The 22,175-nt window shown below is 66.8% G+C and carries 19 protein-coding genes; 13 read left to right on the forward strand and 6 right to left on the reverse strand.

Going from position 1 to position 22,175, the window contains the following annotated elements; genetic code table 11:
• Positions 1 to 8 precede the first annotated feature (8 nt).
• The 8 genes from BLQ76_RS07535 to BLQ76_RS07570 all read left to right on the forward strand — a co-directional run bounded on the left by BLQ76_RS07535 (position 9) and on the right by BLQ76_RS07570 (position 10,069).
• Positions 9 to 1,061 carry an AbrB family transcriptional regulator gene (locus BLQ76_RS07535; protein WP_090671191.1) on the forward strand — a complete coding sequence of 351 codons (1,053 nt, stop codon included), beginning with the start codon at positions 9 to 11 and terminating at the stop codon, positions 1,059 to 1,061.
• Positions 1,062 to 1,144: 83 nt separating this feature from the next.
• On the forward strand, positions 1,145 to 2,212 hold the full coding sequence (locus tag BLQ76_RS07540; RefSeq protein ID WP_090671194.1) for an ABC transporter ATP-binding protein: 1,068 nt from the start codon (positions 1,145 to 1,147) through the stop codon (positions 2,210 to 2,212).
• A gap of 90 nt (positions 2,213 to 2,302) precedes the next feature.
• On the forward strand, positions 2,303 to 3,352 hold the full coding sequence (locus BLQ76_RS07545) for an extracellular solute-binding protein (RefSeq protein ID WP_090671197.1): 1,050 nt from the start codon (positions 2,303 to 2,305) through the stop codon (positions 3,350 to 3,352).
• Between the two features lie 107 nt (positions 3,353 to 3,459).
• The gene (locus tag BLQ76_RS07550; RefSeq protein ID WP_090671199.1) at positions 3,460 to 5,190 is read left to right on the forward strand and encodes an ABC transporter permease; all 1,731 of its coding nucleotides are present in this window, start codon (positions 3,460 to 3,462) and stop codon (positions 5,188 to 5,190) included.
• A gap of 113 nt (positions 5,191 to 5,303) precedes the next feature.
• Positions 5,304 to 6,062: an FCD domain-containing protein gene (locus BLQ76_RS07555; protein ID WP_170842508.1), complete on the forward strand. Its 759-nt coding sequence runs from the start codon at positions 5,304 to 5,306 to the stop codon at positions 6,060 to 6,062.
• 69 nt (positions 6,063 to 6,131) lie between these two features.
• On the forward strand, positions 6,132 to 7,547 hold the full coding sequence (locus BLQ76_RS07560) for an MmgE/PrpD family protein (RefSeq protein WP_090671205.1): 1,416 nt from the start codon (positions 6,132 to 6,134) through the stop codon (positions 7,545 to 7,547).
• A gap of 67 nt (positions 7,548 to 7,614) precedes the next feature.
• Positions 7,615 to 8,958 carry an MmgE/PrpD family protein gene (locus BLQ76_RS07565; RefSeq protein WP_090671207.1) on the forward strand — a complete coding sequence of 448 codons (1,344 nt, stop codon included), beginning with the start codon at positions 7,615 to 7,617 and terminating at the stop codon, positions 8,956 to 8,958.
• Positions 8,959 to 8,971: 13 nt separating this feature from the next.
• Complete coding sequence (locus tag BLQ76_RS07570) at positions 8,972 to 10,069, forward strand: isocitrate/isopropylmalate dehydrogenase family protein (protein ID WP_090671209.1); 1,098 nt, start codon at positions 8,972 to 8,974, stop codon at positions 10,067 to 10,069.
• Here BLQ76_RS07570 and BLQ76_RS07575 read toward each other — a convergent pair.
• Positions 10,066 to 10,956, reverse strand: coding sequence for an alpha/beta fold hydrolase (locus BLQ76_RS07575; RefSeq protein WP_244519512.1), 891 nt, complete (start codon positions 10,954 to 10,956; stop codon positions 10,066 to 10,068). The genes BLQ76_RS07570 and BLQ76_RS07575 overlap by 4 nt on opposite strands.
• 156 nt (positions 10,957 to 11,112) lie before the next feature.
• Here BLQ76_RS07575 and BLQ76_RS07580 point away from each other — a divergent pair, with 156 nt between their 5' ends.
• From BLQ76_RS07580 to BLQ76_RS07590, 3 genes are read left to right on the forward strand one after another with little or no spacing between them, the layout of a single operon-like run.
• Entirely contained in the window at positions 11,113 to 12,189 is a 1,077-nt protein-coding gene (locus BLQ76_RS07580) for a tartrate dehydrogenase (protein WP_090671216.1), read from the forward strand.
• 13 nt (positions 12,190 to 12,202) lie between these two features.
• On the forward strand, positions 12,203 to 13,276 hold the full coding sequence (locus BLQ76_RS07585) for a tartrate dehydrogenase (protein WP_090671219.1): 1,074 nt from the start codon (positions 12,203 to 12,205) through the stop codon (positions 13,274 to 13,276).
• 11 nt (positions 13,277 to 13,287) lie between these two features.
• On the forward strand, positions 13,288 to 14,307 hold the full coding sequence (locus BLQ76_RS07590; protein ID WP_090671222.1) for a PdxA family dehydrogenase: 1,020 nt from the start codon (positions 13,288 to 13,290) through the stop codon (positions 14,305 to 14,307).
• 1,124 nt (positions 14,308 to 15,431) lie between these two features.
• Here BLQ76_RS07590 and BLQ76_RS07595 read toward each other — a convergent pair.
• The 4 genes from BLQ76_RS07595 to BLQ76_RS22045 form a co-directional block, all read right to left on the reverse strand.
• Positions 15,432 to 16,328, reverse strand: a complete 897-nt coding sequence (locus BLQ76_RS07595; protein WP_090671225.1) for an SDR family oxidoreductase — start codon at positions 16,326 to 16,328, stop codon at positions 15,432 to 15,434.
• A 13-nt stretch (positions 16,329 to 16,341) separates the two neighbouring features.
• Positions 16,342 to 17,040, reverse strand: a complete 699-nt coding sequence (locus BLQ76_RS07600) for an SDR family oxidoreductase (protein ID WP_342028242.1) — start codon at positions 17,038 to 17,040, stop codon at positions 16,342 to 16,344.
• Between the two features lies 1 nt (position 17,041).
• A protein-coding gene (locus BLQ76_RS07605; protein WP_090671230.1) for an IS3 family transposase occupies positions 17,042 to 18,210 on the reverse strand; the annotation gives its coding sequence in 2 pieces (ribosomal slippage) (positions 17,042 to 17,946 and positions 17,946 to 18,210; 1,170 coding nt in all).
• Between the two features lie 27 nt (positions 18,211 to 18,237).
• A complete protein-coding gene (locus BLQ76_RS22045) occupies positions 18,238 to 18,405 on the reverse strand; it encodes a G protein-coupled receptor family protein (protein ID WP_183193158.1) in 168 nt (55 codons plus the stop codon).
• Between the two features lie 473 nt (positions 18,406 to 18,878).
• On the opposite strand from BLQ76_RS22045, the gene BLQ76_RS07610 reads away from it, so the two are divergent.
• Positions 18,879 to 19,877 (forward strand): SDR family oxidoreductase, encoded by a 999-nt coding sequence (locus BLQ76_RS07610; protein WP_090671232.1) that lies wholly within the window; start codon positions 18,879 to 18,881, stop codon positions 19,875 to 19,877.
• A gap of 134 nt (positions 19,878 to 20,011) precedes the next feature.
• Here BLQ76_RS07610 and BLQ76_RS07615 read toward each other — a convergent pair whose 3' ends face one another.
• Positions 20,012 to 21,103: a sodium:calcium antiporter gene (locus tag BLQ76_RS07615; protein WP_090671234.1), complete on the reverse strand. Its 1,092-nt coding sequence runs from the start codon at positions 21,101 to 21,103 to the stop codon at positions 20,012 to 20,014.
• 440 nt (positions 21,104 to 21,543) lie between these two features.
• Here BLQ76_RS07615 and BLQ76_RS07620 point away from each other — a divergent pair, with 440 nt between their 5' ends.
• Positions 21,544 to 22,107 carry a helix-turn-helix domain-containing protein gene (locus BLQ76_RS07620; RefSeq protein WP_090671237.1) on the forward strand — a complete coding sequence of 188 codons (564 nt, stop codon included), beginning with the start codon at positions 21,544 to 21,546 and terminating at the stop codon, positions 22,105 to 22,107.
• Positions 22,108 to 22,175: the final 68 nt, after the last annotated feature.

Raw genomic sequence — 22,175 nt, forward strand, 5'->3', positions numbered from 1 at the left:
GCGTGAGGGTGCTCCGGACCGTCGCGCTCGCCGTCGTCACCGGAGCGGCTGCGGCGCTGGCCGCGCTCCTGTTTCGCGCCCTCGGCCTGCCGCTCGCCCTGATCCTCGGCGGCATGGCGGGTGGGGCGCTCATTGCCAACCTTTGGGCCGTCATGCCGGGCGGGCGGCTCGTCCGGCGCGCCGGACAGATGGCGGTAGGTCTGTCGATCGGGGCGCTGCTCGACCCCTCGGTGCTGGACGTGCTGCTGCGGATGGCGCCGACGATGATCCTTGTCGCGGTTCTTGCCAATCTGGCCGGCGCGCTGATCGCTCGGCCCGCCGCGCGTCTGGCGGGTGTGGACCGGACGAGCGCGCTCCTGTGCTGCCTGCCGGCGGGTCTGGCCGAGATGGCGACGCTGGCCCGCGAGATCGCGGCAGACGAGCAAGCTGTGACGCTCGTGCATACGCTCCGGGTCGCGATCGTGATCACCCTCATCCCGCTCTGGCTGGCGCTGACCGGCCATCCCGCGCACGGCACCGCGCCCGCTCACCCCTTCGTTGCGGCGGATCTGACGGCGCTCCTGCCGCTTCTGGGGGCCTCGCTTGCGATCGCGTGGGCCGCGACACGGCTCGGCGTCATCAACGCCTTCGTCCTGACGCCGATGCTTCTGGTGCTGGCGGTGGCTGCGACGGGACTGCGGATTCCGCCCGTGCCCGACATCGTCCTCGCCCCCGCCGAGGTCGCGATCGGCGCGACGCTCGGGCTGCGGCTGCGCCTCGACCGCTTGGGCCGCCTGCCGCGCATCGCGCTCGGGGGCCTTGTGTCCGGCACGGTCCTGTTCCTGGTATCCTTCTTCCTGTTCGTCCCGCTGGTCGGTTGGGGAACCGGGCTCGATCCCTTGTCGTCGGTCCTGAGCGCTGCGCCGGGCGGGCTTGGCGAGATGGTCGCCTCGGCTGGGGCGCTCGGTATCCTGGCCGCCCCGATCGCCTGCTTTCAGCTATCGCGGACCGTGATCACCAATCTCTGCGTCGCGCCGCTCGTCCGGTGGCACGTTACACGGGAACGTCAACGAGCCGCCTAATTGCATTTTGTTGACAATCTGCAGATTGGCTTCTAGCGTTCGAGTGTGCCCGCCGAAGCGCGGGATGCCATTGGGGAGGAACGATGGCGTTTCTGGAACTCGACGGTCTGACCAAGAACTACGGTTCGTTTCAAGCCGTGAAGGGCATCGATCTCGCGGTCGAGCGGGGCCACCTCGTGTGCCTCCTGGGCCCGTCGGGCTGCGGCAAGACCACAACGCTGCGCCTCGTCGCGGGCTTCGTGCCGGCCAACGGCGGGCAGATCCGCGTCGGCGGCAAGATCGTCTCGTCGGCCGGGGCGACCGTGCCGCCCGAAGACCGCAACATGTCCATGATCTTCCAGTCCTACGCCCTGTGGCCGCACATGACGGTGTTCGGCAACGTCGCCTATGGCCTGAAGCTGCGCAAGCTGCCTGCGAACGAGATCCGGCGGCGCGTCGACGAGATCCTGGCCGCGACCCGTCTGTCGCAGCTCGCCGACCGGTATCCCGGTGAATTGTCGGGCGGGCAGCAGCAGCGCGTCTCGCTGGCGCGCGCGCTGGTGATCAAGCCGGAAATCCTTCTTCTCGACGAGCCCCTGTCGAATCTCGACGCCAACCTGCGCGAGGAGATGCGCTTCGAGATTCGGCGTCTTCACGACGAGTTCCGCTACACCACCGTCTACGTCACCCACGACCAGTCGGAGGCCATGACCACGGCCGACCTGATCGTGGTGATGAACGACGGCCGGATCGAACAGGCCGGCTCGCCCGAGGACATCTACGAGCGTCCCGAAACCGAGTTCGTCGCCCGCTTCATCGGAGGCACGAACATCCTGAAGGGACGCCGGGGCGACGTCGCCACCGTGGTCCGGCCCGACGGACTGGCGCTCCAGTGCCGGAGCGGGACGGTCGCGGGCGAGGGCGAGACCGCGGTGTCGGTGCGCCAGCACGACATCCATCTGTCCCGGACCAAGCCGAACGGCATCGAGACCAACACCGCGCCGGCCACCGTCGTGCGCCAGATCTATCTCGGCTCGCACCGCGACTACCTCGTCTCGCTCGGCGACGGCGAGACCGTGCGCGCCTTTGCGCCGGTCGACTTCGCCGTTCCGCCGGGCGACCAGGTCTGGGTGCGTTTCCCGCCCGAGCGCTGCCGCGCCCTGGCCCGCTAAGTCAGTTTCAAAGAGCAGACCGTCACGGCCGGAAAGCGGGCACCAAGAGCCGCACCCGTCCACCCATCAGGACACCGAGGGAGGAACACCATGCTGAACCACTGGAAACTTCTGGCGGCGGGGCTCGTCGCCGCCGTGGGGTGGGCGCCCCTGGCGCAGGCCCAGGCACCCGAGCCCTATACGGTCACGCCCGAGCTCGAAGCCGCCGCCAAGGGCGAGGGCCGCGTGGTCTTCTACACCGCCACCGACGTCGCGGTCGCCGAGCGCCTCGCGGGCCTCTTCCGCGAGAGGTATCCCGAGATCCAGGTCCAGGTGGAGCGGGCGGGCTCCGAGCGCGTGTTCCAGCGCATCGGCCAGGAATACACGAGCGGCATCTACAATGCCGACGTGATCGAGACGTCGGACGCGGTCCACTTCCAGTACTTCAAGCGCGAAGGCTGGCTCGAGCCGATGGTGCCCGAGGTGGTCGCCACGTCCTGGCCGGCCGAGGAGAAGGACCCGGACGGGCAATTCGCCGCCTATCGCGCGCATCTCTCGGTTCTGGCCTACCGCACCGACCTCATGCCCGAGGCCGACGCGCCCAAGACCTGGTCCGACCTCCTAGATCCGAAGTACAAGGACAAGATGGTCAAGGCGCATCCGGGCTACAGCGGCACGGTGATGACCGCGACCTACGCCCTCAGCCAGGCGCTCGGCTGGGAGTGGTTCGAGAAGCTCGGCGCGCAGAACGTCATGCAGGTCCAGTCCTCGACCGAGCCGCCCAAGAAGCTCGCGCAGGGCGAGCGCGCCCTCGAGATCGACGGCAACGAGTACAACGTCTTCCGCCTTCAGGAAGAGGGCGTGCCGATCAAGATCGTCTACCCCGCCGAGGGCACGCCGCTGGCCGTCGGCAACGCGGCGGTGCTGGCCGAAGCGCCCCATCCCAACGCCGCCAAGCTCTTCTACAGCTTCCTCTTCTCCAAGGAGGCGCAGCAGTTGAACAGCGACTTCGGCGGGTTGCGCTCCTTCCATCCGGAGGTCGTCGAGAAGGCCGGCCGCACGCCGCTCAAGGACATCAAGCTCCTGGAAAGCGACCCGGAGGCGCTGGAGCCCGAGATCGACACGATCAAGTCGAACTACGAGCGCTACTTCGGAACCTGACCTCTCGACGCCGCCGAGGCCCCGCCGAACCCGGCGGGGCCTTCGGGGCCGCGGTTCGAGCCGCGCGGCCTCGCCAACTCCATCTTCGAACGGACCCGAGGGGCACGATGGCTGTTCTCACCGATACGCAAACCGCCGAGCGTCCGCGCCGCGGGATCGATCTGTCCTGGCCGACCTTCGGCTTTCTCGCCGCTCTTCTCGGCGTCCTCGTCATCCTGCCGCTCTTCTGGCTGGTCTGGTACTCGTTCCGCACGGGCGGGCGGCGGGCGACCTTCACGCTCGGCAACTACACGCAGCTCGTCACCGACCCGACCATGCTGCGCTCCTACGCCATCGCCATCGGCATGGCGCTGGCGGTCGGCATACTGGCCTGCCTGATCGCGACACCCATGGCCTGGCTCGTCGCGCGCACCGATCTGCCGGGCCGGCGCTGGATCCGGCCGCTCGTGACCGCCTCGTTCGTGACGCCGCCGTTTCTGGGCGCGATCGCCTACGAGATCATCGCCGCGCCCAACAGCGGCCTCGTCAACATCGTCTACCGCTGGCTCTTCGGGCTCGAGGCCTCCGCCTATCTCGTCAACATCTACTCGTTTTCCGGCCTCGTCTTCGCGATCGCCTGCTTCACCTTCCCGTTCGTCTTCACGCTGGTCGCCAACGCGCTCGACCGCGTGCCCTCCGACCTCGAGGATGCCTCCTCGATCCTCGGGGGCCGCGCCATGACGACGCTGCGCCGCGTCACCATTCCCATGGTTCTGCCGGCCATGCTGGCGGGCACGCTGATTGCCATCCTCCAGGCGCTCACCATGTTCGGCTCGCCCGCGATCCTGGCGCTGCCGGCCGGCTTCCACGTCATCACCACCAAGATCTGGAGCCTGTTCCAGTTTCCGCCCAAGCCGGGGCTCGCCGCCGCCGCGGCTATTCCGCTCCTGCTTCTCACGATCCTGCTCCTGCGGGCCCAGAAGGCGATCCTCGGGCGCCGTGGCTACACGGTGCTCGGTGGCAAGAGCGGCACGCCGCGCGTCACCCAGCTCGGCCGCTGGAAGCCGGTCGCCGTCGCCTTCGTGATCGTGATCCTGTCGCTGACGATCTTCCTGCCCTATGCGGCGATCGTAAAGACGGCCTTCACCGGCACGGTGGGCGACGCGCTGAACTTCGAAACGCTCACGCTTCGCCACTGGAACTTCGTCCTGTTCGAGTTCTCCGCCACGCAGTTGGCCCTTCGCAACACGTTCTTGCTCGGCTTTATGACGGCGACCGTCGTGACCGCCATCGCGCTGGTGGTGTCCTATCTCGTGACGCGCCGCTCGCTGCCGGGGGCCCAGTATCTCGGCGTGCTCGCCACGGCGCCGGTCGCCATTCCCGGCATCGTTCTGGGCGTCGCGCTGTTTCTCGCCTACGCCAACCCGACCTTCCAGCTCTACGGTACGATCTGGATCCTGCTGATCGCCTTCATGACGATCGAGCTGCCGGCCGGCTACCAGCAGATGTCCTCGGCCTTCCAGGGCGTGCATCCCGAACTGGAGGAGGCCGGGCGGATCATGGGCGCCTCGCGCCTGAGGACGCTGTGGGACATCACCGCACCGCTCCTGCGCACCAGCGTGATCGCGGCGTGGTGCTTCGTCTTCGTCGGGACGATCCGCGAGTTGTCGGCGACGATCCTCCTCACCACCGCCAACACCAAGCTCGTCTCGGTAATCATCTACGATCTCAACGAGAGCGGAGACCTCGGGGCGATCTGCGTGCTCGGCATCATCCTCCTGATCGCCTCGTTCACGGTGGTCTTCGTCGCGAACCGGGTACCGGTGCTGGGCGGCGAGCGCGTGGGGCCGCGCGCCTGACGCGCGGTCCCGCCGGAAGGGCCGTGCCGGGCGAGGTGCGCGCGCCGCGGAATGTTGCTATGCGGGACGGCCGGCCAGTCGGCCATCCGTCTCCCAAGCCAGGTCCCAGCCCGATGTCGGACAGCCTGAACCAGCAGCCCCACCTCGCGGCGATCGACTTCCTGCGCACCCGCTCTCTCGCCAACGTCGTCCAGGCCGAGATCGAGCGTATGATCATCGATGGCGAGCTGCAGCCCAACGAGCGGGTCAACGAGAACGCTCTGTCGCAGCGCCTGGGCGTCAGCCGCGGCCCGATCCGCGAGGCCTGCTCGGCGCTCGCCGCGATCGGCCTGATCGAGATCATCCCCAACCGCGGCTTCTTCATCCGCGCGCTCACCAACGACGAGGCCCTCGACCTGTCGGAGGCGCGCGCCGGCGTCTTCGGCTGCATCGCCATGATGCTGGCCGAGCGCATCACCGACGAGAACCTGGCCGAGTTGCGGGCGCTGACCGACCGCATGGACGCGATCGTCGAGCTCGGCGACGTGCACGTCTACTACCCCGTCAACCTCGAGTTCCATCGCCGCATCGCGCAGATGGCCGGCAACAAGCGACTGGAGCTTCTGTATCAGAGCTTCGTGCGCGAGCTTCATATCCAGCGCTACCGGGCGCTCGCCAGCCCCGACGTCCTGCACATCTCCAACGAGGAACATCGTGCGATCGTGGTTGCGCTGGAGCGGCGCGACCCGGTGGCGGCGTTGAAGGCGGCCCGGGGCCACATCCTCAACGGCATCGTGCGCACGCGCCAGGCCGGACAGCCGGGTGACGCCACGGCTGCGGAGCCGCTTGCCAAGCCGAAGGGGCGCCCACGCGGGCGACCGCCTGCCGCGTAAAATCATAGACTGTTGACAATCGACAGGTAATTTCGCAAGGCTTTCCCGTCATCACAGGGAGGGAAGGCCATGAACCAGACCATGCCGGTCGACGTCGAGCTCACGAAATACGTCGCCGAGTTCGTCGTCGGCGCCCGCTTCGAGACGCTGCCGGCCGACCTTCTGGCGGTCGGCAAGAAGTCGATCCTCGACGGCTTCGGCCTCGCCCTGTCCGGCTCGGTCGCCAAGAGCGGCGAGCTCGTGCGTCGCCACCTCGACAGTCTAGGCCTTGCCGACGGCCCGGCGACCGTGATCGGCGGCGGCCGCCGCGTCGCCGCGCGCTTTGCCGCCTTCGCCAACGGCGTCGGCATCCACGCCGACGACTACGACGACACGCAGCTGGCCGTCGCCAAGGACCGCGTCTACGGGCTCCTCACCCATCCGACCGCGCCGGCCCTGCCGGCCGCCTTCGCCATGGCGGAGGTGACGGGTGCCTCGGGTCGTGACTTCATGCTCGCCTACCATCTCGGCGTCGAGGTCGAGTGCAAGATCGCCGAGGCGATAGCCCCGCGCCATTACCAGACCGGCTTCCATGCGACGGCGACCTGCGGCCCCTTCGCGGCGGCGTCTGCGGCCGCCAGCCTGTCGCGCTTCGATGTCGAGACGACGCGCCGCGCGCTCTCCATCGCCGGCTCGCAGTCGGCGGGCCTGCGCGAGAACTTCGGCACGATGACCAAGCCCTTCCACGCCGGCAAGGCGGCCGAGAACGGGGTGGCGGCCGCACAGTTCGCCGAGCTCGGCTGGACCGCGACGGGCCGCATCCTCGAGGCGCCGCGCGGCTTCTTCTCGGCGGCGGGCGGCGGCTACGATCTTGGCGCCATCCACGGGAAGCTCGGCAGTCCCTGGACCTTCCTCGACCCCGGCGTGTCGATCAAGCCGCACCCGTCCGGCTCGCTCACCCATCCCGGCATGACCGAGATGCTGAGGCTGATACGCGAGCACGGCATCCGCGCCGAGGACGTGGCGCACGTGCGCGTCGGCACCAACTCCAACATGCCGAATGCGCTGATCCACCATCGCCCGAAGGACGAGCTCCAGGCCAAGTTCTCCATGGAGTTCTGCATGGCGATCCTGCTGCTCGACGGGCGGGCGGGCCTCAACGAGTTCACCGACGCGGCCGTGGAGCGCGAGGACGTCAAGCGCATGATCGAGCGCGTCGACTTCGTGGTGGACGACGAGGCGGAGGCGGCCGGATACCACCTCATGACCACGATCATCGATATCGACCTGGCGGACGGCCGTCGCATCTCGGGCCGCGCCGACTTCGGCAAGGGTTCGCCTGCCTTCCCGATGAGCTACGACGAGGTCGCGGGCAAGTTCCGCGAGAACGCCGAGTTCGCCGGGATGAGCGCGGCCCGCGCCGACGAGATCGTGGATCTCGTCCGGCGCCTGGAAGACCTGCCGGACGTCTCGGAACTCGCCCGGCGCCTCGTCACCGTTAACTGACATTCGGCCAAAGCCGGCGCGGCGGCCCGACGGATCGGCGCCGCGCGCATGTTCTCAAGGATTCTGCATGACCGATACCGACATCACCCGGCGCCTGGCCGCCTGGACGGTAGCCCTGCGCCCGGACGACATTCCCGAAGCGGTGCGGCGCGAGGGCGTGCGCACCTTCGTCAACTGGCTGGGCTGCGCGCTGGGCGGCGCCCGGCACGAGACGGTGGACCGCGCGATCGCGGCGCTCGCCCCCTTCTCGGGGCCGGCGCGGGCCCAGGTCCTCGGGCGCTCCGAGCGGCTCGACGAGCTCCACGCCGCGCTGATGAACGGCATCTCGTCCCATGTCCTCGACTACGACGACACGCATCTGAAGACGATCATCCATCCCGCCGGCCCGGTCGCCTCCGCGATCCTGGCGGTCGCGGAGGCGCGGCCCGTTACGGGCGAGGCCTTCCTCGCCGCGCTGGTGGCGGGCGTCGAGGTCGAGTGCCGGATCGGCAACGCCGTGTATCCCGAGCACTACGACCGGGGCTGGCACATCACGGGAACCACGGGCGTCTTCGGCGCGGCGGCAGCCGTCGGCCGGCTTCTCGACCTCGACGAGCGGCAGATGACCTGGGCCTACGGGATCGCCGCGACGCAGTCGTCGGGCTTTCGCGAGATGTTCGGCACGATGTGCAAGAGCTTCCATCCCGGGCGCGCGGCGCAGAACGGGGCGGCGGCGGCCTTTCTCGCCAAGGCCAACTTCGACTCCTCGCTCCAGGCCATCGAGGCGCCGCGCGGCTGGGCCAACGTCCTGTCCACCAAGCAGGACTACGGCGAGATCGTCGACGATCTGGGGACGCGCTGGGAGGCCAAGCTCAACAGCTACAAGCCCTATGCCTGCGGCATCGTCATCCATCCCGCAATCGACGGCTGCTCGCAGCTGCGCGAGCGCCTGGGCGAACGGGTGACGCGGATCCGCTCGGTCGAGCTCGGCACGCACTATCTCGTGCTGGAGCTGACGGGCAAGCGGACCCCGCAGACCGGCCTGGAATCGAAGTTCAGCGTCTACCACGCGGCGGCCGTCGCGCTGCTTCACGGCGACGGCACGCCCACGGCCTTCACGGACGAGCGGGCGCGCGATCCCGAGATCATCGCCCTTCGCGACCGCGTCCAGGCCAAGGTCGAGCCGGGCATCGAGGAGGACGCCGTGCGGATCGCCGTCACGCTGGAGGACGGCGAGCGGATCGAGCTTCACGTCGAGCACGCGATCGGCAGTCTCGAACGGCCCCTTTCGGACGAGGCGATCACCGAGAAGTTCCGGCGACAGGCCGAACCGGTCGTTGGGGCGGATACCGCGGCCCGCGCCATCGAGGCCGGTTGGGCGCTTGCCGGGACGGGCGACGCCGGGGCCATCGCGCGCCTCTGCGCGGCATGACGGAGAAGCGGACATGGCTGACCATCACCTGACGATCGGCATCCTGGACGGCGACGACATCGGCCACGAGATCGTGCCGGCCGCGGTCGAGGTCGTTCGTGCCGCCGCCGCGCGTACAGGCCTGGCGATCGACTGGCGGCCCATGCCGATCGGCCGCCGCGCCCTCGACACGCACGGCTCCACCATGCCGGACGGCACCTTGGACGCGCTGTCGAAGCTCGACGGCTTCATTCTCGGCCCGATCGGGCATCAGGCCTATCCGAAGGTCGAAGGGGCGATCAATCCGCATCCGATCCTGCGCAAGCACTTCGACCTCTTCGCCAACGTGCGGCCGACGAGGAGCTTTCCGGGTCTCGGCGCGATCTACGACGACGTCGACCTCGTGATCGTGCGCGAGAACAACGAGGGCTTCCAGCCGGACCGCAACGTCGTGGCCGGCTCGGGCGAGTTCCGCCCCTCGGAGGACATGACGATCTCGGTGCGCGTGATCACGCGGCGCGGCTCCGCGCGCGTCGCGCGCGCCGCGTTCGAGATCGCGCGCCAGCGCCCTGCGAGGCATCTGACCTTCGTGCACAAGAACACGGTATTCAAGCTCGGCTGCGGCATGTTCGCGGAGGAGTGCCGGCGCGTGGCCGAGGAGTTTCCGGACGTGCGCTGCGACGAGGTGATCGTCGACACGATGGCCATGCGCCTGATCCGCGATCCCCAGAGCTTCGACGTCATCGTCACCACCAACATGTTCGGCGACATCCTGACCGACGAGGCGGCGGGGCTGGTCGGCGGGCTCGGCATGGCGCCGGGCCTGTGCATCGGCGAGGGCAAGATCGCGATGGCGCAGGCGACGCACGGCTCGGCGCCCGACATCGCGGGACGCGGCATCGCCAACCCCTACGCGATGATCGAGTCCGCCCGCATGATGGTGGAATGGCTCGGCCACGACCGGGGCGTGCCGGAAGCCGTGGAGGCGGCCCGGCTGATGGGGCGCGGCATCGAGGCGGCCTTGGCCGATCCGTCGACCCGCACCCGCGACATTCGCGGTACCGGGGGCACCGCCGACATGACGCGCGGCATCCTCGGCGCCATCGAGGCGGAGGTGCTGGCCGCGGCCTAAGGGCCCCGCGGCTCGCCGCCCGAGAAGAAGTCGAGAAGGGCGGGCGCGACGAGATCCGGCCGCTCCTCGGCCGGATAGTGTCCGGTCGGGATCGCGAAGCCGCGATAGTCGTCCGCCCAGCGTCCCCAGGCCTCGTCGGGCCTCAGATGGCGGCCGACATGGCTGTTGGAGCCCCAGAGCGCCAGCACGGGGCAGCGGATCCGTCGCCCCGCCTCCCGGTCGGCCCGGTCCATCGCGTAGTCCAGCGTCACGGTCGCCCGGTAGTCCTCGCAGACCGCGTGGATCTGCTCCGCGGTCGTGCAGCGGGCGTATTCGCTGAAGGCGCGCGGATCGAAGATCGAGAGTCCGACGCCGCGCTTGTTCAGCTTGTAGTGGATGTAATAGTCGAGGTCCGCCCCGATCAGCTTCTCGGGGAAGGGCGCCTTCTGCGCCATGAAGAACCAGTGGTAGCTCTCCAGCCCCCAGCCCAGCGTGACGGCCGAGAGAAGCTCGTAGGTCGGCACGATGTCGAGCGCGGCCATGCGCTGGACGCGGTCCGGACCGTCCAGCGCCATCCGGAAGGCGACGCGCGCGCCCCGGTCGTGCCCTGCCACCGCGAAACGCCGGAAGCCGAGATGCCGCATTACCGCGACCATGTCCTCGCCCATGGCGCGGAACGAGTAGGCTGCATGGTCCTCGCCGCCGTCGGGTTTGGACGAGTCGCCGTAGCCGCGAAGGTCGGGCGCGACGACGGTGAAGCGCTCGGCCAGCCGAGGCGCCACGCGATGCCAGCTGACATGGGTCAACGGGTTGCCGTGGATCAGGAGAAGCGGCGGTCCGGCGCCGCCGATCGCCGTCTGGATCAGGGCTCCGCCGGTATCGATCCGCTCGACGCGGAACCCCGGCATCAACGCCTCCGTCGCACCCGATACGCTTCCCGTTCGCTGCATCGCCGTTCCTCCCGTCGAACGGCATGATCGTCTATCTGTAAATTGTCAACAATAATGGTTGACAGCATAGCCCGTGGCAAGCGAGCCTTGCGGCGCCAAAAGGGAGACAGGGGCATGCGCCAACACCGGATCGCCGTCATACCGGGCGACGGCATCGGCATCGAGGTCGTGGCCGCCGGTTGTCGTGTCCTGGAAGCCTCGGCGCAACGCGACGGCGGCTTCGCGCTCGACCTTCAGCCCTTCGACTGGGGATCGGAGCGCTACCGCCGGACGGGGGCCTTCATGCCCGCCGACGGGGCCGACCAGCTTCGCCGCTTCGATGCCATCCTCTTCGGCGCGGTCGGCGCACCCGACATCGCCGACCACCTGACGCTCTGGGGTCTGCGCCTCGCCATCTGCCAGCCGCTCGACCAGTACGCCAACGTCCGGCCGACGCGCGTCCTGCCCGGAATCCGCTCGCCGCTCGGCGCGCTCGATCCCGGTGACCTCGACTGGGTGATCGTGCGCGAGAACTCGGAAGGCGAATATGCGGGGCAGGGGGGGCGCTCTCACAGGGGCCTGCCGGAGGAGGTGGCGACCGACGTCTCGATCTTCACGCGGGCGGGGGTCAAGCGCATCATGCGCTTCGCCTTCGAGACGGCGCGCGCACGTCCGCGCAAGCGTCTGACCATCGTCACCAAGTCGAACGCCCAACGCCACGGCATGGTGCTCTGGGACGAGATCGCCGCCGAGGTGGCGCGGGACTTTCCCGACGTCACGCACGACAAGATGCTGGTGGACGCCATGACGGTGCGCATGGTGATGAAGCCGCAGAGCCTTGACACGATCGTCGCGACGAATCTGCATGCCGACATCCTGTCGGATCTGGCGGCAGCGCTCGCGGGGTCGATCGGAATCGCGCCCACAGCCAATCTCGATCCCGAGCGGCGCAGCCCGTCCATGTTCGAGCCGATTCATGGCTCTGCCTTCGACATCACCGGGAAAGGGATCGCGAACCCCGTCGGTACCTTCTGGTCGGCCGCGATGATGCTGGAGCACATCGGCGAGGGGGCTGCCGCCGCGCGCCTCATGCGTGCGGTGGAGCGCATCACCGCCGATGCCGCGCTGCATACGCCCGACCTTGGCGGGCAGGCGACGACCGACGCCGTCACGGCGGCCGCCGTGGCGGCGATCCTCGGCGACAACGCGTGACGGGAGGGCGGGCATGAGCACGCAGCGCATCGCGGTCATACCGGGCGACGGGATCGGCATCGAGGTCATGCCGGAGGGCGTGCGGGTTCTCGAAGCCGCGGCCCGGCGCTTCCGGCTGGACCTTGCCTTCGACCATTTCGATTTCGCCTCCTGCGACTACTATCTCGCGCACGGGCAGATGCTGCCGGCTGACTGGAAAAGCCGCATCGGCTCGCACGACGCCCTCTTCTTCGGCGCGGTCGGCTGGCCCGCCAAGGTGCCGGACCACGTCTCGCTCTGGGGCTCGCTCCTCCAGTTTCGCCGCGAGTTCGACCAGTACGTGAACCTGCGCCCGGTGCGCCTCATGCCGGGCGTGCCCTCGCCTCTGGCGGGACGCGAGCCCGGCGACATCGACTTCATGGTCGTGCGCGAGAACACCGAAGGGGAGTATTCCTCGGTCGGCGGGCGCATGTTCCCCGGCACCGAGCGCGAGATCGTGCTGCAGGAAACGGTGATGAGCCGTATCGGCGTCGACCGCATCCTGCGCTTCGCCTTTGAGCTGGCCAGGGCGCGACCGAAGCGGCACCTGACCTCGGCCACCAAGTCCAACGGCATCTCGATCACCATGCCCTACTGGGACGAGCGGGTGGAGGCGATGGCAGTCCAGTATCCGGACGTGCGCTGGGACAAGGACCATATCGACATCCTGTGTGCGCGCTTCGTGCTGCAGCCGGACCGCTTCGACGTGGTGGTCGCCTCCAACCTCTTCGGCGACATCCTGTCGGACCTCGGGCCCGCCTGCACCGGCACGATCGGCATCGCGCCCTCCGCCAACATCAACCCCGAACGCCGCTTTCCCTCGCTCTTCGAGCCGGTCCACGGCTCGGCCCCTGACATCGCGGGTCGCGGCATCGCCAACCCGATCGGGCAGATCTGGACCGGCGCGATGATGCTGGAGCACCTCGGACACGCGGAGGCGGCGGGCGCGATCGTTCGGGCCGTGGAGCGGACACTCGCCGACCCCGCGACCCGGACGGCCGACCTCAAGGGCACGGCCGACACGCGCGCCTGCGGGCAGGCGGTTCTCGACGCGCTGGCCGACAGCTGAAGGAAGCCGACATGACCGAACCCGTGATCGCGGTGACGCCGGGCGACTGCACCGGCATCGGCCCCGAGATCCTCGCCAGGGTCCTGGCCCATCCGCGGGGGCCGGGCGACCCGCGCCTCGTCGTCGTCGGCGACCGGCGCGTCATGGACCGTGCCTTCGCGCAGACCGGCGTTTCAGTCCGCCTCGAGGCGGTCCCCTCGCCGAAGGCGGTAAACTGGCAGGACGAGAACACGGTGCCGATCCTCGACCTCGCCAATACCGACCCCGCCCTGTTCCCGCAGGGACTGGCCTCGGCGGAGTCGGGACGACTGACCGGCGAGACCCTGGCGCGCGCGGTGGAGCTTTCCCAAGGTGGTGAGGTCGATGCGGTATCGTTCGCCCCGCTCAACAAGCGGGCGATGTTCGACGGCGGCTGGCGCTTTCCCGACGAGCACAAGATGTTCGCCCATCTCCTCGGCCACACGACCTATTTCAGCGAGATGAACGTCCTGGAAGGCTGGTGGATGTCGCGCGTCACCTCGCACGTCTCGCTGCGCGAGGCGCTGGACGGCGTGACGGGGCCTGCCATCCGCGACGCCATTCGCCTGTGCGACCGGATGATGCGCCGGGCCGGCGTCGAGCGCCCCCGCATCGCGGTCGCGGCGTTGAACCCGCACGGCGGCGAGAACGGCCTGTTTGGACGGGAGGAGATCGAGGTCATCCGTCCGGCCGTCGAGGCCGCCGCGCGGGAGGACGGCATCGGCTGCGAGGGACCGTTTCCGGCCGACACCGTCTATGTGAAGGCCTTCGGCGGCGCGTATGACGGGGTCGTGTCCCTGTATCACGACCAGGGTCAGATCGCGACGAAGCTGAAGGGGTTCAATCGCGGCGTCACGGTCACGGCCGGTCTCGACACCGTGTTCACGACGCCCGCCCATGGGACGGCCTTCGACATCGCAGGCCAGGGCATCGCCGATCCGGGCGCGCTCCATGCCGCAATCCGATTGGCCCAACGATTGGCCGCTTCGAATGTCGAAGCCAAGACGGCGTAGCGCTCGGTTATCCTCTCCGCCATCACGAGGGACTGAGATCTGGCCGAAGGTCGGCGCATCTCGCCACCGTCGACCGCGCTACCGACAAGCCAGTCCTGCGGATTCAACGACGCGGTTCCAACGGTGTCCAAAGTGATGCTGGACGGGTTAGCCCACCAACGACCGCACAACCTTTTACCAGCGATCAGATATCAAAGGATCCAGCGACAAGCTTGATTCAGCGAAGGCTGCCGGAGGCAGACGATCAACCTCGATCGCATTCCTGGTCATGCTCTCGCCACGTCGGCCGCGAGAGACGACGAGATCAGTCGCGACATGCTCGCGAAGCGCTGATGTTTTATCGAAATGTCGGCAGACAAATCGCTTGGCTCTCGCGCACCCCCAAAAGATGCTTGGAAGCCATCGTCTCTGCGGAAACTCCTGCATCTCATCGTATGAGAGAGGATTGGTGCCAGGAAAGGATTGCCCCTTTTCCGAGTACCGACCAGCAAAAACAACAACTTACACGCTGCTTTCCAAGGTCGTGTGTACCACCCGCGTGGATAGGTGTCACTGCGATTTTGGTGGCCGGCTTTCGTAGATATCGCAAATCGCTCGCCGTCATTAATGGGTGGAAACCTGCCAGTCCGCTTCGGAACGGTGTCCGGAAGAAAGCAGACATCGCCGTATGCGAATGGTGCAGAACTGAGCCTCAGCCGGTGAACCCGCCCGAAGCCGCCAAGCGGTCGCCGGTGATCTAAGCGGCATCGTCGGAGGCGAGGAACGCGACCGCCCGAGCGATGTCCGCGGACTGCCCAAGCCGCTTGAGCGGCGTCCGCCCGACCATGTCGGTCTCGAACAGGCTTCTGCGATCCACAACAGCATCGCGGTCATGGCCTTCGGAATTGAGCAGGCGTCCTTAGGCGACGCTTCCTTCGCCCTACGCGCATTGGCTCAAGCGGTACAAAGCATGAGCGGTTGAGGTCATATGCTGGCGGCTGCTGGTGCTGATGCGGGTTAGGCGGTTGCCAGTTCAGTCCGCTCTCGGGTCGGCAGCCGAGCAAGTGAACATCATCGACGGACATGACGACGTCCGCCGATGACAATTGAGGACGGCAATGTCGCTGGCTGCGATCCCGACCAATCTACCCGACCGTTGGGTGCAGCAGTTCCGCAAATCCGATCCGGTGCAGGAACTGCTCGCGAACTCGATCCATCACCTGGAAAGTTACCGCCGCGCCGTCGTCGGCAGGATCCACATAGGTGCGCAAGGGACGCTTACCCTGCGGTGCCGCGACGATGTCGACCACCGCCCGACCTACCGCACTTGGATCAGCGTCGTCGGGGACGGTGTTCGCAAGTCCGTCTTGGATCCGTTCTGCAAAGCGCTCGGGCAGTGCAACATCGTACTCGCCGGCGACCGACGCGTCGTCGGGATGACCAGCATTCGCAAAGTGGTTCGTGCCTGACGTGAACGCGCCAGGCACAACGATGGCGGTCTCAATCCCAAGTGGCGCGAGTTCCTTCGCATAGCAAACCGCCAACGCATCCATCCCTGCCTTGGCTGCAAAATAGGGTCCAAGCAACGGCGGCACTCCCCCGGCGACGCTGGTGCTCGACACCCAGACAACCAGCCCGGAACCGGCTGCACGCATGTGCGGGAGCGCAGCACGGTTCAAGCGCTGCGTGCCGAGCACGTTGACGTCGTACTGCTGTGCCAATTGATCCGGCGTGAACGCTTCGAGCGGCCCGTACATCATATGGCCGGCGTTGTGCACGAGCACGTCGATGCGACCGTGCCGGTCGATGATTTCCTTTACAGCCGCCCGGACCGACGCCTCGTCTTGCACATCGAGTTCGATCGACCGCAGGTCGACACCGTGTTCTCTAGCGAAGGCAGCATTTTCCTTCACCTTGCCGGCGTTCTTCTCGGCTGTGCCGCGCATCGAGGCATAGGCGGTATGGCCTGCTTGAGCGAGGTCGCGCGCGATCATTTGGCCGAAGCCGCTCGATGCGCCGGTGACAAGGGCGATCAGTGTCATGTCTCGTCCCCCCTCAGATCGCGCCGCCATTGGCACGGATGACCTGGCCCGTGATCCAGTGACTGTCTGGCCCTAAAAGCATGGCGACGGCCGCAGCGATGTCTTGGGGTTCCGCCAGCCGACCAAGCGGGATCATCTTGGCTACCGTCGCGATCTGCTCCTCGGTCTTGTCATCCAGGAAGAGCTTCGTGGCGACCGGCCCTGGGGCAACCGCATTGACCGTGATCTTCTTGGGACCCAGTTCCTTCGCGAGAATGTGGGTCATCGCCTCGACGCCCGCCTTGGTGGCAGCATAAGCGCCGTAAGTCGGTTGGTAGAGGCCGACGACGCTGGACGAGAAGGACACGATCCGTCCGCCTTCGCGTATGCGACGCGCGCCTTCCCTCAGGCAGTTGAAGACGCCCTTCAGGTTAATCGCGACATGTCGGTCGAAGAGATCATCCTCTGTCTGAGCGAGGGGAGAAAGCTTCATGATGCCCGCGTTGTTGACGATGGCATCGACGCCGCCGAAGGCGCGAGACGTCTCGTCAAACAACGCGCCGACCTCGGACGGCCGGCTGACGTCGGCTTTGACCGCGATGGCTTGCCCACCCGCTGTGCCGATCTTGTCGACCAGCGCCGATGCTGGCGCTTCGTTGCCTGAGTAGTTGATCATGACCGACCAACCATCGCCCGCTAGTTGGCCTGCCCCGGTTAGGTGGCCCGGTTTCAATCTAATGCATGGTGGGCTTGCAGGCGACGGTAGAGGTGGCCGGCGAAGCAGGTTGGGGTGGCGCAGCCGGCCACGGCACGGTGGCTGGAGCGGGTGGCCGGTAGCCGAGCGAGGAGTGCGGTCGCTTGGTGTTGTAGTGGCAGCGCCAGCTCTCGATGACGATCCGGGCTTCGGCTAGGCTGTAGAAGATCTCGCCGTTGAGGAGTTCGTCGCGGAGCTTGGAGTTGAAGCTTTCGCAATAACCGTTCTCCCAGGGGCTGCCCGGCTCGATGAACGCGGTCCTGGCCCCGACCGCCGCGATCCACTCGCGAACGGCTTTGGCGATGAACTCGGGACCGTTGTCGGAGCGAACATGCCCCGGCACGCCGCGGAGGATGAAGAGGTCCGACAGAACGTCGATGACGTCGGTAGATCGCAGCTTCCGGTCGATCCGGATGCACAGGCACTCCCGGGTGAACTCGTCGATCACGTTCAGCATCCGGAACTTACGGCCGTCATGGGTTCGACCCTCGACGAAGTCGTAGGACCAAACATGGTTGGCATACTCTGGCCGAAGCCGAACGCAGGATCCGTCGTTCAGCCAGAGCCGTCCGCGCTTGGGCTGCCTGGCCGGCACCCTCAGGCCTTCCTGCCGCCAGATCCGCTCGACGCGCTTTACGTTCACGAGCCATCCGGCGTCGCGCAGCAGGGCGGCGATCCGGCGATACCCGTAGCGCCCATACTGCGTTGCCAACTCAATGACGTCAGCCGTCAGCGCCGCATCGTCGGCTCGCCCCTTGGGTGCCTTGCGCTGTGTCGATCGATGCTGCCCCAGAACCCGGCAGGCCAGCCGCTCCGACACGCCGAACTTGCGCACGGCGTGGTCGATGCAGCGACGGCGCCGAGAGGGGCTCACCAGTTTCCCGATGCAGCTTCTTTCAGGATCAGCTTCTCCAGCGTTAGATCCGAGACCGCCTTGCGCAGGCGCTCGTTCTCCTTCTCCAGGTCCCTCAGACGCTTCACCTGGTCCGACTTCAGCCCGCCAAACTCCTTGCGCCACCGATAATACGTGAAAGGCGTCACGCTGATCGTGCGGATCGCCTCGGCTACCGGGCGGCCCTGAGACAGCAGAACGTCCACCTGCCTCAGCTTGGCAACGATCTCTTCCGGCTTGTGCTTCTTCTGTCCCATTTGGGCATCCTCCATCGGCTCGAAAGCCTACTTCAGGGAGGACCACTTTTCAGGGGGCAGACCAGCGATGAACGGGACCAGCGAATGGATCTGGGTGTGATGCCGGATCGCGCTGGTCTTCGAGCCAGTGGCGTAGATGCCGAGCGAGCCGATCGACATCACGATGAAGCCGATCAACAATGCAGTGCTTTCCATATGTCCCCAACCTTACGAGAATGTAACGTGGCCGACATGTGGCGATCTAGACAGCCCACAAGATGCTGTCGCGCAATTTAATGTTGCATGCTGATGGGCCGGTTTGTCCGATCTTTTGATCGCACGGCAGCTTTCCGTACGTTGGGATTTGTTTGGCTCACGTTAGAGAAGGGTCGGTAGCGGATGAACTGATTCCGGCCTTCCGCTTCCCCAGCACCGATCGGCTTAACCGGATGGAAAGCATCTAGTCCGCCATCGGCGCAACCGCGGGGAAAGCGGACGACCAGCACCCGACGCATGCGCTCAAACAGAAGCGTGACTAGCACGTGCGTACAGGGAGTGCGGCCAGCCTGACGAGCAGTCGGATGAACGAGGGGGCGACCGGGGCGCGACATTAAATTTGACGGCCGACCATTGCCGCATCCGGTCGAACGGCAAGTTGATCGGCGACTTCGGGTGTGGGGGATGGAACCTTGAGCAAGATCGTTGTGGTGACAGGCGCGGGCGCCGGTGTAGGGCGGGCGACGGCCGACGAGTTCGCCCGGGCGGGCTACGACGTCGCCCTTCTGTCGCGCGATCCCGAACGGCTCGAGCGGGCCGCCGCCTACGCACGGGAACAAGGTGTCCGCGCTCTCGCCATCCCAACCGACGTTGCGGACGCGGCGGCCGTCGAGACCGCCGCCGAGCGGACGGAACGCGAACTCGGACCCATCGACGTCTGGGTCAACGTCGCCATGGCGACCGTGTTCTCGCCGGTCGCCAAGCTGACGCCCGAAGAGGTCGAGCGCGGAACACGGGTCACCTATCTTGGCCAGGTCCACGGTATGATGTCGGCTCTCAAGCGCATGCGCACGCGCGACCGGGGTGTGATCGTGAACGTTGGGTCGGCACTGGCCTACCGCTCCGTCCCGCTTCAGTCGGTTTATTGCGGGGCTAAGGCTGCGATCCGCGGGTTTACGGACTCGCTTCGGTCCGAGATCATCCACGACAAGCTGAACGTGCGGATCACCATGGTGGATCTGCCGGCCGTGAACACGCCGCAGTTCGACTGGGCTCTGAACAAGATGGGCCGTCGCCCCCAGCCCGTGCCCCCGATCTTCGAGCCCGAGGTTCCGGCGCGCGCGATCCGCTTTGCCGCCGAACACAACCGGCGCAACGTCTGGGTCGGCTACCCGACCGTCCAGGCCATTCTCGCCAACCGGATCGCGCCTGGGCTTTTGGACCGCTACCTCGCCCGAAGCGGCTACTCCGGACAGCTCACGCAGGAGCCGAAGGCCGCTGACGCCCCGAGCAACCTGTTTGAGCCTGTGAAGGGCGACTACGGCTCGCACGGACGCTTTGACGATCGCGCCAAGCCCCGCAGCATCCAGATGTTCACGGACCGACACCGCACGGCGTTCTGGGGGCTGGCTGGCATCCTCGCCCTTCTCGGACTGCATCGCCTCGCGCGTCGCTTCGATATCTCGGTTTAGCAGTCGGACCCGATGGCGCGCGCCGGTACGGTCGACCACGACAGATGGATCACTCAGCCGCATGTGATCCAGGCGGTTCGGATAGGCCGATAGCGGAACGCCGTCGCGACGGCATGGGGCATCTGCCTCGACGCCTAGCTGCCGGACTGCCCGCCCAGGAGTGCGATTGCGAACAATCCGGCGATCCCGACGGTGTAGAGCACCAGAACCGCCAGCGAGTCGATGCCCATGCCCAGAACGCGCCGCTTGGGACGGAAGATCAGGCCGGCGAGATAAACGCTGGTGAGCAGCACCGCGAGCCCGGCGAGATAGATGTCGGTCGCCTGCGCCTGGGGCAGCACCGCCGTTCCGGAGATCAATGTCGCCAGCAGAAAGAGCACGGGCAGGAAGGCGTTGCCGCCGAAGATGTCGCTGATCGCCAGTTGGTAGTCGCCGGCCCGCGCCGAGGTCAGCCCCGTCGAGAGTTCTGGCAGCGAGGTTGCGGCCGCCAGCACCGTTGCGCCGAACAGAACCCCGCTCATGCCGATATGGTCGGCGATGCCGTCGCCCGCACGCTCCAGGACGACGCCCGCCGCAAGCGTCGCAACCGCCGCGATCAGGAAGACCGCAACGGTGCGTGCCGTACTCTTGCCCTTGGCTGTCGCATCCTGCTCGGTCTTGCGCTTCGAATGGCCCTTCGGCTGGTCCTGGGTGTCCGGTGCGTCGCCCGCGCTGTCGTGCCAGGGCAGACCCTTGTGGGCCCGTCCGATCAGCCAGACGCCGAGGATCCACAAAAGCGCGATCACCAAGGCGTCCGGCGCGATGCGGGCGTAGATGAGCGATGCGGGCAACTGCGTTCCCATGATCGAAACGATCAGAACGGCGACCACCAGCAGTCCCTCGACGACGAGCGTCAAGCTCGCCGCCTTGTAGGTGAGCGGCACCTTCTCCTTCACCCCGAAGGCGTCCAACGCGACCAGCACGACCGTCTGGATCGCGATGCCCCCCAGGATGTTGCCGACCGCGACGCCGACATTGCCGGACGCCGCGGCGCTGGCGGTGATCGCGATCTCCGGCAGGTTGGTGGCGATCGCCAGCAGAATCACCCCGCCCAGCGCCTGGCCCAAGCCGAACCGCTGCGAGAGAATGTCGGTCGTGTTGGAAAGCTGGACGCCCGCGATCCAGATGGCGCCGGCAGCTGCTGCGAAGATGGCGAGCAGGGGCAGAAGGGAAAGCGACTGGAACATCGGACCTCGGGCGGCATGAAGCCCACCACAACGGAATCCTCTTCGATCCTTTCCCGCCGATGTTCGTAGCCGGCCCCAGGTTCCGCCCTCTCGCCAAAGCGATCCGTCCGCTGCCGCGGATGCGCCGGGACGCGGCGTAGATGTCCATCGCCCCGGCGATCGCGGGTAGCGAAGCCTGCGCCAACGTCGCCTGCGAGACGACTGCCACCTCCGTCAGCTTTGCGTCCGCTTCTGAGAAACCGCAAGACATGTGGGAATGGCAATCAAGGGTCGAAACCCGTCCGACTGCTTTCAGATGTCCGCTTCCATGCTTTCTGAAGACCGGACGGGGTGGAAAACAGTCAGTCCGCTTCTGGGCTCGTAAGGTCGATAGCTGACACCATCGCTGCGGATCGCACTGCAATATGGCGATGTGTCCAGTTGTCTAATATAGTGTCGCTATGAACGTAGCTGACATCGACACCAATCTAGGCTCCCGGATTAAGCTCGAGCGCGAGAACCGAGGCTGGTCGCTGACCGAACTCGCCCAGCGCGCCGCTGTTTCCCGTGCCATGATCCATAAAATCGAGCGGGGCGAGAGCAGTCCGACAGCTAACCTGTTGGGAAAACTCTCGGGGGCCTTCGGGTTGACCATCTCGACCCTGATCGCCCGTGCCGAAACCAACACAGGTCGCCTTCTGAAGGTGGCAGACCAACCCGTCTGGACAGACCCCGAGACAGGATACGTTCGGCGACATGTCTCGCCACATTCGGACCTGCCCTTGGAGCTTGTTCGAGTGACGCTGCCGCCCGGCAAGACGGTTCCGATGCCTCGGTCAGCCTTTGCCTTCCTACGGCAACTCATTCACGTGCTCGAGGGGAAGCTGACCTTCGTGGAAGGAACAGTCCAGCACCATATGTCTGCGGGTGACTGCCTCGAACTCGGCCCGCCCGCTGACTGCGCCTTCGTCAACGGGAGCAACGCCGACTGCACCTACCTTGTGGCGGTTCTGTCCACCAAATGAGACAAGCCGACTGAACGAGCTTGCTTGATCCGTCCACTATGATAGACATAATCGTCACCATAGCGACA

The sequence above is a fragment of the Aureimonas jatrophae genome, from assembly GCF_900104035.1.
Lineage (GTDB): Bacteria > Pseudomonadota > Alphaproteobacteria > Rhizobiales > Rhizobiaceae > Aureimonas > Aureimonas jatrophae.

Coding starts and splice junctions, on each gene's coding strand:
- BLQ76_RS07615 (WP_090671234.1), bottom strand. CDS start 21,103: ATGTTCCAGTCGCTTTCCCTTCTGCCCCTGCTCGCCATCTTCGCAGCA.
- BLQ76_RS07570 (WP_090671209.1), top strand. CDS start 8,972: ATGGCTGACCATCACCTGACGATCGGCATCCTGGACGGCGACGACATC.
- BLQ76_RS07545 (WP_090671197.1), top strand. CDS start 2,303: ATGCTGAACCACTGGAAACTTCTGGCGGCGGGGCTCGTCGCCGCCGTG.
- BLQ76_RS07565 (WP_090671207.1), top strand. CDS start 7,615: ATGACCGATACCGACATCACCCGGCGCCTGGCCGCCTGGACGGTAGCC.
- BLQ76_RS07580 (WP_090671216.1), top strand. CDS start 11,113: ATGCGCCAACACCGGATCGCCGTCATACCGGGCGACGGCATCGGCATC.
- BLQ76_RS07555 (WP_170842508.1), top strand. CDS start 5,304: ATGTCGGACAGCCTGAACCAGCAGCCCCACCTCGCGGCGATCGACTTC.
- BLQ76_RS07560 (WP_090671205.1), top strand. CDS start 6,132: ATGAACCAGACCATGCCGGTCGACGTCGAGCTCACGAAATACGTCGCC.
- BLQ76_RS22045 (WP_183193158.1), bottom strand. CDS start 18,405: ATGGAAAGCACTGCATTGTTGATCGGCTTCATCGTGATGTCGATCGGC.
- BLQ76_RS07590 (WP_090671222.1), top strand. CDS start 13,288: ATGACCGAACCCGTGATCGCGGTGACGCCGGGCGACTGCACCGGCATC.
- BLQ76_RS07550 (WP_090671199.1), top strand. CDS start 3,460: ATGGCTGTTCTCACCGATACGCAAACCGCCGAGCGTCCGCGCCGCGGG.
- BLQ76_RS07540 (WP_090671194.1), top strand. CDS start 1,145: ATGGCGTTTCTGGAACTCGACGGTCTGACCAAGAACTACGGTTCGTTT.
- BLQ76_RS07595 (WP_090671225.1), bottom strand. CDS start 16,328: ATGACACTGATCGCCCTTGTCACCGGCGCATCGAGCGGCTTCGGCCAA.
- BLQ76_RS07585 (WP_090671219.1), top strand. CDS start 12,203: ATGAGCACGCAGCGCATCGCGGTCATACCGGGCGACGGGATCGGCATC.
- BLQ76_RS07575 (WP_244519512.1), bottom strand. CDS start 10,956: ATGCCGGGGTTCCGCGTCGAGCGGATCGATACCGGCGGAGCCCTGATC.
- BLQ76_RS07620 (WP_090671237.1), top strand. CDS start 21,544: ATGAACGTAGCTGACATCGACACCAATCTAGGCTCCCGGATTAAGCTC.